Raw genomic sequence first — 12,356 nt, 5'->3', positions numbered from 1 at the left:
TATTTTATATTTTCGTAAAAATAATAAAATCCTGACAATATCAGTATTTTTAGTACTAGAAGATTTAAAATCTATATTTTAAGCCTTACTAAACTTGAGATTTTATTCCTATTAATATGCACTAAAATGAAGCAACAAATAAAAGTAATAATAGCTAGAACAAACAAAAAACCTCCATCATTTTGTACTTCTATTCCTAAAATGGTAAAATGAGACAATATGGCTCCAAACATAGTTACTAAACCTAATAAAGCCCCTATCAAAGTAGTTCTAGGTATTAAAATTAAAAGAGAAGCTATTAATTCTATTATTCCTGAACCTATTCTGCCGTAAGGTTCGACACCAAGCGTTGAAAAAATGTAAATACTTTCTGAAGCTCCTGTAAACTTAAAAAACAAAGTTTGCAATAAAATAATTACTGCTGTAAGCTTAATAACCCAAATTAAAATTGTTCTCATCATAATTATAGTTTTCATTTCGAAACAAAAATAATTTATACTAACCAACTAAAATGTTAGCTAGAATACTATAGATGAATTTAATAAACAAAAAATCCCGTTTACACGGGATTTTTTGTTTATATATAACTATTAAAATTAGGCTAACATTGTAACTGGATTTTCCATAAAAGCTTTAAGTGTTTGTAAAAACTGAGCTCCTGTTGCTCCGTCAACTGTTCTATGGTCACATGCTAATGTTACTGTCATTGTATTTCCTACAACAATCTGACCATTTTTAACAACTGGTTTTTCAACAATAGCTCCTACAGATAAAATTGCAGAATTAGGCTGATTAATAATTGATGTAAAAGACTGAATACCAAACATTCCAAGGTTAGAAATAGTAAAAGTACTTCCTTCCATCTCTGCAGGTTGGATTTTCTTAGCTTTAGATCTTCCAGCCATATCTCTTACACTTGCACCAATTTGAGTCAAACTCATTAAATCAGTAAACTTCAATACTGGCACCACTAAACCATCTTCAACTGCAACTGCAACACCTATATTGACATGATGATTAATAATCATAGCCTCATCTTTCCATTGTGAATTAACTTGAGGATGCTTCTTTAATGCCATTGCACAAGCTTTGATAACCATATCATTAAAAGATACTTTTGTTTCAGGAAGCGAATTAATCATCGTTCTAGAAGCAATAGCATTATCCATATCTAACTCAATAGTTAAATAATAATGAGGTGCTGTAAATTTAGATTCGGCTAAACGTTTAGCAATCACTTTACGCATCTGCGAATTTTTAATTTCTTCTTGATATACTTCTCCAGCTGGAACAAAAGGTTTTACAGTTGCAACAGAACTTATAGCTTCTTTAACTGCTTCTGCAGAACTATTCGAAGTAACTGAAGTATTTACACTTGATGGAGTAAAGTTTTCAATATCCGATTTTACAATTCTACCGTTTTCACCAGAACCTTTAACTTGTGATAAGTTGATTCCTTTTTCCTCAGCAATTTTCTTAGCTAATGGAGAAGCAAATATTCTACCAAATGAATTTGTATCTGAATTTTGAACAGTTGTTGAAGAAGTTTCTGGTTTTACTTCAGACTTTACCTCTTCTTTAGTTGATTTCTCTTCTGAATTACCTGCTTTATAATTAGCAACAACTCCAGAAATATCTGTCCCTGATGGACCAAGTATTGCTAAAACACTATCTACAGGAGCAGATTCTCCCTCTTGAACTCCAATATGAAGTAAAGTTCCTGCATTAAATGATTCAAACTCCATTGTAGCTTTATCCGTTTCTATTTCTGCAAGAATATCTCCTTCAGAAATAGTATCTCCTACTTTTTTCAACCAAGTTGCTACCGTTCCATCTGTCATTGTATCACTCAAACGTGGCATTGTAACTACTACAACTCCTTCAGGCAAGGACGAATTTGATTTTGACTCTTTCTCAATTTTTTTATCAGTATTCTCAGGTTCAGATGAAGGCTTTTTTTCTTCTGTTTTCTTATCGTTTAACAAACTTGAAATATCTTCTCCTTCATTACCAATGATCGCTAAAAGCGAATCTACCGCAGCTGTTTCACCTTCGTTAATACCAATGTGCAATAAAGTTCCTGCATTAAAAGATTCAAACTCCATTGTTGCTTTATCTGTTTCAATTTCAGCTAAGATATCTCCTTCTTGAATTTTATCTCCAACTTTTTTTAGCCATGTTGCCACGGTTCCTTCTGTCATTGTATCGCTTAAACGAGGCATTCTTATTACTGTTGCCATAATACTTATAATTTATGAGGTAAAAATGGATAATTTTTTTGATCGTATACTACATCATACATCACATTTAAATCTGGATAAGGAGACTCTTCTGCAAATTTTTCACATTCGCTAACTAAATCCCTTACTCTATTATCAATAGCTACGATTTCCTCATCGGTAGCATAATTGTTTTCTTTAATAATATCTAGAACCTGAGTGATTGGATCTATTTTTTTATACTCCTCTACTTCTTCTTTGGTTCTATAATGTTGTGCATCAGACATAGAATGTCCTCTGTAACGATATGTTTTCATTTCAAGAAAAGTTGGCCCATCACCTCTTCTAGCTCTTTCAATTGCTTCATGCATAGCTTCTGCAACTTTAATTGGATTCATTCCATCAACTGGTCCACAAGGCATTTCATACCCTAATCCTAATTTCCAAATATCTGTGTGATTTGCAGTTCTTTCAACAGAAGTTCCCATTGCGTATCCATTATTTTCAACGATAAACACAACTGGCAATTTCCACAACATAGCCATATTAAAAGTCTCATGTAAAGAACCTTGACGTGCTGCCCCATCGCCAAAATAAGTCATTGTAACTCCACCTGTTTCAAAATATTTATCTCCAAAAGCTAAACCAGCTCCTAATGGAATTTGACCTCCAACGATACCATGACCTCCGTAGAAACCATGCTCTTTAGAAAATATATGCATAGAACCACCTAATCCTTGAGAAGTTCCTGTTGCTTTACCTAAAAGCTCAGCCATAACTCTTCTTGGATCAACTCCCATACCTATTGGCTGTACGTGATTACGATAAGCAGTAATCATTTTATCTTTTGATAAATCCATTGCGTGTAAAGCTCCTGCTAACACCGCTTCTTGTCCATTATATAAATGTAGAAATCCTCTTACTTTTTGTTGAATGTAAAGCGCAGCAAGTTTGTCTTCAAACTTTCTCCAAAATTGCATTTCTTCATACCACTTTAGGTAAACTTCTTTTGTTATTGGTTTCATTTGTTTATGAATTAAATTGGATTATTTTACAAAAAAAGATAAAAACTTCATTTGAAAAATTTTACAAAAAGCAAAAATACTACATACAAGCCTATTGAAAAAATTAATTCTTATCAATTTTCTTTATTTTATTACGAATATGTTATATTTTATCAACGATAACGTTATAGATGCTTTTTTTCAAATAGAAAAGGCAATAAATTTTTCAATGAATTTGAGTGATATACTTTCCCTTTTGAGCCCATAAAATAAATCTCAATTTCAACATCTTGCTTCATTTCATATTCAGCAATTGACTGCCTACAAGACCCACAAGGAGGAATAGGGTCTTCTAATTCTCTATCCTGAGGGGATGCTGAAATAAATAATTTTAAAACTTTTGCATTTGGATAATTTGCTCCAGCATAAAAAATAGCCACTCTCTCTGCACACAATCCTGATGGATAAGCAGCATTTTCTTGATTAGCCCCTAAAATAACCTCATTATTATCTAATAAAACTGCGGTACCAACGCTAAATTTAGAGTAAGGAGCGTATGCTTTTTTTCTTGCTTCAATGGCTTGCAACATGATTTTTTTATCTTCCTTGTTCAATTCTTCTAAAGAATCATAAACTGAAAATGTTGTTGTAATAGTAATTTGCTTCATATATAAGGAAAAAAAATCCAAACTCTAGAGGAATTTGGATACTTTAATTTTTAGTATTTTTATATTATAATTCATCATAACCATCACCAAAATTAAATGATAGTGAAAAACGAAGTGTGTTTTCTAATGGGTTTCTTACTTTCGACGCTGAAAACAAATAAGAAACGTCTATTTTAACTGCATTGTATTTAAATCCTGCTCCTAAAGTAAAATATTTTCTAGCTCCTTTTGTAGGACTTTCATGAAAATATCCTGTTCTTAATGAGAAAGAATCTTGATAAGCATATTCAGCTCCTAAAGCATAAGTAAACTCTTTTAATTCTTCACCAAATCCATCTGGAGCATCATTGAAAGATTTAAAAATTCCACTTACCCAGCCTGTTTTTCTATAGTCTAAACTCGCATTACTATTTGCTTGTCTAACATCAGCTTCATCAATATTTCCATCACCATTCAAATCTTCATTAACTTCAGTAATTAAAGCAGGAGGTGTTGGCACTAATAATTTTGTTATCTCAGCAGAAACAGCCACTTTATTATATTCGTCAAAGATAAAATCAAAACCTGCTCCTAAACGCATATTGGAAGGAATGAAATTTGAATTCTCTTCTAATCTATCGTTATCGTAATTAATTTTTGGTCCTAAATTTTGAAAATTAAAACCTGCTCTCCATCTACCATTAAAATCCTCATAAGCAATTTCTTCTGATTGATAATATCCTGCAATATCTACAGCAAAAGTAGAAGCTGCAGTAGCGTCATTACCTTCTGTTGCAATTTTTAAATTAGAACGAATAAATCTACCTCCTACAGCCATAGAAAAACGCTCACTTAATTTTAAAGAATAGGAACCATCTAAAGCTAGCTCATTTGGACTAACAACATTTTGTAAATCACCTGAGGCATTTGTTAATTGAATATCTCCTAATCCAAAATAACGAAGTGAAGCTGCAAAAGCACTTCTTTCATTAATTCTATTAAAATAAGTTACTTGACCTAAAGATATATCATTAGCTATACTTGTTAAATAAGGAGTATAACTTAAAGAAAAACCTTGTTTTTCTAAAGAAAAAGCATATTTAGCAGGATTGTGTTGTTGTGAAAATGCATCTGTAGAAGTTGCCACACCCATATCACCCATACCAGCAGATCTTGCATCGGCAGCAATTAATAAAAAAGGAACACCTGTCGTAATAACTCTTTCTTGAGCTTTTAAATATTGACCTGTTATAAATATAGTTAAAAAAACTGCTATTTTCTTCATTCTTGTTGTAAATTAATTAGACAAATATAATATTTTATTATAGTATTACAAGTTTCTCATATTTTTCTGCTGAATCACCATTATTTGCAGATCTTACAGTTAACTTATAAACATATACACCTTTACCTATTTTATCACCAAAATCGTCTTTACCATCCCATTTCAAATCCCTACATAAAAATCCATCAGTAACCACTTGTTGATTAATGGTTCTTACCAACTTTCCTGTGATTGTTAAAATCTGAACCTGAACATCTAGTGGTTCAAATGGTCTATTGTGTGTAAACCAAAACTCCGTATAACTAACAAAGGGATTAGGATAATTAAGAACTCTTTCTAAAGTTATATTTTCACTTCCACAGACAGCATTAAACTGAATCTCTGTTGTTACCAAATTATTATACACATCCCAAGCTTTAAAAACAATAGTATGTAACCCAGGAGACAAATCTCTAAATTGATATCTTACTTTTCCTCGAGTAAAATCGTCATTCTCGGTTTCATAATAATCATTTAAAACATAAGGATTAGATTCGTCTCCATCTAGAATAGCTACAATATCGTGACCAATTCCACTAGCTGTATTTATTCCATTTTCATCTTCTAAAAAAGCTAATAATATAGGAGAACAATTAGAAATTCCACCAGAAACAAAACCCTCATCGTTCAAATACAATCTAACCACAGGCGGAGTATTATCTACAGGAGCATTAGTATTCACACCGCCTATAAGAATATCCTTATTGTAACCTGTTTGATCTTCCAAAATAGGATTACTCCTTTTTGAATAAAAGCTAATTTTTCCATTTCCAACTGGTATTTTAATGTCTTGAGGCACTACAAAACTCAATTCAAAAACTCCATTTGTAACTGAAGCATTACCTCTAAAAATGGTTTCTCCAATTGTAGTAAAATCCATTATTATTAAACCCGATGCGTTTGAAGCTCCATTATTTCCTAATGTAGATCTATTAATATCCTTATCAAAAATTTGCACTGCTAAATCCCCATTATAATTTGTGATTACCGCATCATTCTCATCAACTACACTTCCTTTAATTTTCATTAAACTTAAAGCTTGAAAGGTGCCTGTAAATTGATCTATTGGAACATCATTAACTTCTGTCAAAACCACTTTAGGTTTTGGTATTGCTAATTTTAAAGCTGGATCACCTATATAAGAAACAACCCTTCTATTATCTGAGGTTCCAGGTTGTAATTTCACTAACCGAAGTGCTTCAGCTATGGTTGGATACTCATTTGAACCAAAAGCATATAATCTTTCATTCAATAAATCATTCATAACGAGTCCTGTATTAACACCTATCAGTCTTGTTGTTGCAATAAGACTAACTGCACCGCCTTGAGCGTTCCAATACAAATATTCACCACCTGAAAAACGATTTGGATCATCAAAACGAGTAAAATCGCAAGTAATTGTTATAAATAGAGGATATCTATATGGATTATGTAGATTCTGAGCATCTAACTTTTCAAACAAACGTTCTCTTGCTAAAGATTCTTCACTACCATGCCCTAAATAATTAATAACCAACGCCCCTAATTGTAAAGCATCTAGAAAATCATTTTTTGCATCAGGATAACGCTCTCCTCCTGCAGTTACTTGCTGAATATAGGCATCTGTATGAATTTTTTTAACATTCACAAAAGGTTTTTGACTTGTCAATTCGTCAGCCAAATTATCCAAAGCAAATTGCAATTGAGCATCACTCTCTGTGTCAGCATCATCAGAGTAAATTATATAATTATTTCTCCATCTTCCATAAGATTGTTCGTCATAATAATCAATAACTTTATCAACCACTTGACGAGCTTGTTCTACAGAGGAAACCAACATTCTTCCTGTAGCAATATCAATACCATCACTACCACTTAACATTGGACCTTCATTATCATCCATTAATCCAAAAAAATCATCAGATATAAACGCAGTAAACAAAGACATATTAGATGAATTGTTAACTTCCCCTGCATTTGGATTAAAACCATGAAAAACTGGAACAATATTAGTATTATTTGTCAATCGATCTTTATAATCGTAAGAAGCATCACCAAAAAGATTCACATATTTTACTCTTTTGGAAGGCTCCGAAGCATTCCAATATACATATCTGATGAAATTTCGAATAGCAGCTATATCTTGCTTTCCTGAACTGAATTCTTGATAAATAGACTCTAAACTAACCACTTTAACAACTAGACCTGAATTATTCCTATGAAAATTAGCTAAACGCTCTGCTTGATTTACCAAAAAACCAGAAGTGATTATTAAATAATCTATATCTTGAAAATTACCTTGATTGTCATTAAAAATTGTTCCTTTCAAATTTTGATTGTAAACACTAGTAATAGTCTCTTTTAAAGGAGTATAATAATCTGCATTATCAAGTGCGATATATTTTTTTTGAAAACCAAGAGGAACTTTAAACGAAAACGAAGATTGATTTGCATTTGGATAGCTAGTCACATTATAAATATCGGTAATATCCCAAACTTGATTTATCGAGTTCGCATTAGAAATAGTATATTGTCCTACACCTATATTATTTTGCTCATCATTATTGTAAAATAAAAACTGTTTTCCATATCCTTGCAAATTTCTTTTCGATCTTAATATTATAAAATCTAAATAACCATTAGAAGATGGTACCCCTCCATTATTATAAGTTAAATCAATTGAAACAGATGAAGAAGCCACAAAAGAACTATTCAAAACATTCTCAAAACCTTCAGCTGTACTGCCACTTTGCAAAGCTGGAAAGCTCACATTTCCTAAAGATTGATTATTCGCTTTAATACTAAAGGATGTATTACCAAAGGATGTTGAAGCCAAATTAACCTTTATTGTAATTGGTACTGAAGTATCAACATTAGGAATAGAAAAATTAAAGGTTTGATTATTATTAACATTAAACGCTTCACCAAACCATCTTCTACCTACTTTAGCAACATTAACTAAATCTTTTTCATAAATCAGAACATCATCAAACTGAGTAAAATTTAATGAAGCACTAGTTTGCGGTTCAGTTGCAGGAACAATTCTTTTACCTTGACCTCCACTTGAAGTAACATAATAATAGGACTTGTCAGAAAAGAGATTATTTTTTGTTAAACTTTCAGTATTCCATGTATCAACACCTTCAGCATAAAACAAAATATAATCACTATCATTAAAAACGCCATCCTCTTCACCTATAAATTGAATCGCATTCTCTTCTATATCTTCAGGATAAAAAGTACTATTTAACAAAGGAAGCATTCTTCCTCCATTACCATATATTTTAATATTTCTAGGATCTACATTTACATTAAGTCCTAAACTTTGTAAAAAAGATTTAGAAATTTTATATACTCCCGATTTTTCGACATAAAACTGATACCAATTTCCAGAAGCAAAAACAGAATTTGTTATACTTTGTATTCCCAAAAAACGATTAGGATTAGACTTAAAACTATAATTATAATTCAAAGAAACAACTTTCTTATATGCGTTACCAATTTTTACAATTGGTGAAAAAGTAAACAAAGAAACAAATTGATCACGAGCAACAAATGATTCAATCTTTGGAAGTATAGAAGTGGGAATTTTATCTTTATCTAAATTAAACAACTCTTCTTCATTTAGAGTTTGATATGAAATATTTGTAACCAATAGAGAATTTTCATCTATCAAATTAGGCACAATTTCTTCCCCTTTATAAAAAATAGTAGCTTCTGCTAAGTTTAAAGAAAAAAACAAACCATCAAAACTAGGATACTTATATTTAAAATCATCACTAGAATATATGACTCCATCATTCCATTTTAAATTAACGGATTTACTATTCTGAGCACTTAAAACAGTCCCAATCAAAAGAAAGGCATATAATATTTTCTTTTTCATTTAGAAGAATAACGCAATTAGTGATTTAATATTACAAAGAGAAATAAAAAAAATTAAAATACAGTATTAACACAATAAAAAATGAAATAATTCGTTGTAATAAAGCAATTTTAACATAAAATTAATTTTTTTTTACATTTTTTTAAAATCATGTTGCAAATTAACACATAATTACTATCTTGCGACACTAAATTTATTACCTACTAGAGTATGAAAATTAAGCAAATTATGACTTTGAAGGCGTTATTGATATTATCAATAACTATTGGTTTGAGCAGTTGTAGCAAAAGTTCTAGCACAAAAGGAGCCTCAAGAGCTACTGGATGGAAGATCAATGATAAAAATGGTGGCTTCCAACACAATTCTAAGTTTACCCAACAAGAAACTCCTCCTGGAATGGTTCCTATTGAAGGTGGTACTTTTACAATGGGTAAAGTACAAGATGATGTAATGCATGACTGGAATAATTCTCCAAGTCAACAACACATTCAGTCTTTCTACATGGATGAAACTGAAGTTACAAATTTAATGTATACTGAATACTTGTTTTGGTTAAAAACAGTTTTTCCTCCAACGGAAGAAAATTACAAAAACATATATACAGGTGCAATTCCTGATACATTAGTTTGGAGAAACCGTCTTGGTTATAACGAAACTATGACAAACAACTACTTAAGACATCCAGCTTATGCGGAATATCCTGTAGTTGGTGTTAACTGGATTCAAGCAGTTGAATTTAGTAAGTGGAGAACAGATCGTGTAAACGAAAATATGTTAGAGAAAAATGGGTACTTAAAGAAAGATTCTAAAGTAAAATTAGGTTCTGAAGTTACAGCTGAATCGACTTTCAGTACTGAAACTTATTTATCTGCCCCAACAAAAACATATGGTGGAAACGAAGATATTCTTATAAAAAGAGAAATGAATGGTGGAAGAAAAGAAGTTTCTGATACGGCTAAAAATGTTTATGCGCAAATAAACTCTGGTTTAATTCTTCCTGAATTCAGATTACCTACTGAAGCAGAATGGGAATATGCTGCATCTGCATTAGTTGGAAACAGAGAATTCAACATATATAAAGGGCAAAAGAAATACCCATGGAATGGTCAATATACTCGTTCTGGAACAAGACAACAAAGAGGCGATCAATTAGCTAACTTCAAGCAAGGTAGAGGTGATTATGGTGGTATTGCTGGTTGGAGTGATGATGGTGCAGATATTACCAATAAAGTAAAAAGTTATCCTGCAAATGATTTTGGTCTATATGATATGGCTGGAAATGTAGCAGAATGGGTAGCCGATGTATACAGACCAGTAGTAGATGATGAGGCAAATGATTTCAACTACTACAGAGGTAACGTTTACATGAAAAATAAGATTGGTGAAGATGGAATTGTTGAAGTTGTAACTGCTGAAAACATTAAATACGATACATTAAGTAACGGTAAAATTTTAGCAAGAAACTTCCCAGGTCAAGTAGCTCAAATTCCAGTTGATGAAGAAGAAACATATTTAAGACAAAATTTCTCAACTTCAGACAATAGAGATTATAGAGATGGAGATAAACCTTCTACAAGATATTTTGATTTTGGTTCTGAAGACGAAGGTGAAGCAGACGATAGCAAAAGAATGTATGAATCACCTAAACATTCAATTTCTATAGATAGTGCTTCTGGAGAAATGAATAAAAAATATGACAAATCAGACAAGAGAACAACTTTAGTAAACAACGAAGTAAGAGTGTATAAAGGAGGTTCTTGGAGAGATAGAGCATATTGGTTAGATCCAGCATCTAGAAGATATTTTCCTCAAGATATGGCAACTGATTACATTGGATTTAGAAATGCAATGTCTAAAGTAGGTCCTAAATCAAACAAGAAAACACCTAGAGGAAATCCAAAATTCTAAGACAAAAATAATTTTCATATTAAAAGCCCATTTTTTTAAAAAAATGGGCTTTTTTATTATATTCGCTTTATGAATATTGAAGCTATATACACAAAATTTCTAGAGTGCAACTCAGTTATAACAGATACAAGAAAAATAGAACCTAATAACATGTTCTTTGCCTTAAAAGGTGAAAAATTTGATGCAAATACTTTCTCAAAAGAAGCCTTAGAAAAAGGAGCAAAATATGTTATTATAGACAATAACGACTATTATATTGACGACCGAACCATATTAGTACCTAATACCTTAGTTGCCTTACAAAAGCTTGCTAATTTTCACAGAAGAACATTAGGAACAAAAATTATAGCGTTAACTGGTAGCAATGGAAAAACAACTACAAAAGAATTAATCAATTGTGTGCTATCAAAGAAATTTAAAACCACAGCTACTGTAGGTAACCTTAATAATCACATAGGTGTTCCATTAACATTATTGTCTTTTACAAAAAAAACAGAGATAGGAATTGTTGAAATGGGAGCCAATCATAAGAAAGAAATAGAATTTCTTTGCAATATTGCCGAACCAGATTATGGTTACATAACCAATTTTGGAAAAGCACATTTGGAAGGTTTTGGTGGAGTCGAAGGTGTTATAGAAGGTAAAAGTGAACTGTATAAACATCTTGAAAAAGAACACAAAGAAGTTTTTGTAAACCTTGATGATGAATTACAAAACAAAAAAACAAAAAACAGTAAGAGATATACATTTTCAACAGATAAGAATAGTGATGTCATAATAAAAGATATTAAAGCTAATCCTATGGTTCAAGTAAATTACAAGAATCAAACAATAAAATCAAATTTAATTGGCATCTATAATGCAAACAATATTAATGTAGCCATTACTATTGGCAATTATTTTTCAATTGAAACCAACTTAATAAAAGAGGCTATTGAAGAATATATTCCAACAAACAATCGATCCCAATTAATTAAGAAAAATAATAACGAAATTATTTTAGATGCTTATAACGCTAATCCTAGTAGTATGAGTGCTGCGATTCAAAATTTCATTCAACTTAATCACGCAAATAAAACTATCATTTTTGGAGATATGTTTGAACTAGGTACAGAAAGTTTAAATGAGCATAAAAAAGTTATTGAGACACTAAAAGAACAAAACAACATAACTTGTTATTTTATTGGAAATGATTTTTATACTAATAAAATTGAAAAAAATAGCTTCCATTTTTTTGACACTTTTACAAGTTTTACAAATTCATTCACCAAACAAATTCCTGAAAACGGTTTAATTTTAATAAAAGGTTCAAGAGGTATGGCTTTAGAAAGAGTTTTAGAACTTTTATAATTAGAATAAAGAAAAATAGTAATAGTTAAGTAAATAAAA

General features: G+C 31.1%; 8 protein-coding genes. 2 read left to right on the top strand and 6 right to left on the bottom strand.

Features of this window, described 5'->3' with window-relative positions; genetic code table 11:
* Nucleotides 1-71: 71 nt before the first annotated feature.
* The 6 genes from ACULEV_RS01790 to porU all read right to left on the bottom strand — a co-directional run bounded on the left by ACULEV_RS01790 (nt 72) and on the right by porU (nt 9,059).
* Nucleotides 72-461, bottom strand: coding sequence for a DoxX family protein (locus tag ACULEV_RS01790; protein ID WP_445456975.1), 390 nt, complete (start codon nt 459-461; stop codon nt 72-74).
* A 135-nt stretch (nt 462-596) separates the two neighbouring features.
* A complete protein-coding gene (locus ACULEV_RS01785; protein WP_445456974.1) occupies nt 597-2,240 on the bottom strand; it encodes a 2-oxo acid dehydrogenase subunit E2 in 1,644 nt (547 codons plus the stop codon).
* Between the two features lie 5 nt (nt 2,241-2,245).
* Nucleotides 2,246-3,244 (bottom strand): pyruvate dehydrogenase (acetyl-transferring) E1 component subunit alpha, encoded by a 999-nt coding sequence (gene pdhA / locus ACULEV_RS01780; protein ID WP_445456973.1) that lies wholly within the window; start codon nt 3,242-3,244, stop codon nt 2,246-2,248.
* A gap of 164 nt (nt 3,245-3,408) precedes the next feature.
* Entirely contained in the window at nt 3,409-3,891 is a 483-nt protein-coding gene (gene cdd, locus ACULEV_RS01775; protein ID WP_445456972.1) for a cytidine deaminase, read from the bottom strand.
* 64 nt (nt 3,892-3,955) lie between these two features.
* Nucleotides 3,956-5,155, bottom strand: coding sequence for a type IX secretion system outer membrane channel protein PorV (porV, locus tag ACULEV_RS01770; RefSeq protein WP_445456971.1), 1,200 nt, complete (start codon nt 5,153-5,155; stop codon nt 3,956-3,958).
* A 37-nt stretch (nt 5,156-5,192) separates the two neighbouring features.
* On the bottom strand, nt 5,193-9,059 hold the full coding sequence (porU, locus tag ACULEV_RS01765) for a type IX secretion system sortase PorU (RefSeq protein WP_445456970.1): 3,867 nt from the start codon (nt 9,057-9,059) through the stop codon (nt 5,193-5,195).
* A 210-nt stretch (nt 9,060-9,269) separates the two neighbouring features.
* On the opposite strand from porU, the gene gldJ reads away from it, so the two are divergent.
* Nucleotides 9,270-10,967, top strand: coding sequence for a gliding motility lipoprotein GldJ (gene gldJ, locus ACULEV_RS01760; RefSeq protein WP_445456969.1), 1,698 nt, complete (start codon nt 9,270-9,272; stop codon nt 10,965-10,967).
* A gap of 69 nt (nt 10,968-11,036) precedes the next feature.
* Nucleotides 11,037-12,317 carry a UDP-N-acetylmuramoyl-tripeptide--D-alanyl-D-alanine ligase gene (locus ACULEV_RS01755; protein WP_445456968.1) on the top strand — a complete coding sequence of 427 codons (1,281 nt, stop codon included), beginning with the start codon at nt 11,037-11,039 and terminating at the stop codon, nt 12,315-12,317.
* Nucleotides 12,318-12,356 lie beyond the last annotated feature (39 nt).

The sequence above is a fragment of the Flavobacterium sp. HNIBRBA15423 genome (assembly GCF_052655965.1).
Note: the sequence above shows the minus strand (reverse complement) of the source record. Positions and strands in the feature narration are given on the sequence as shown.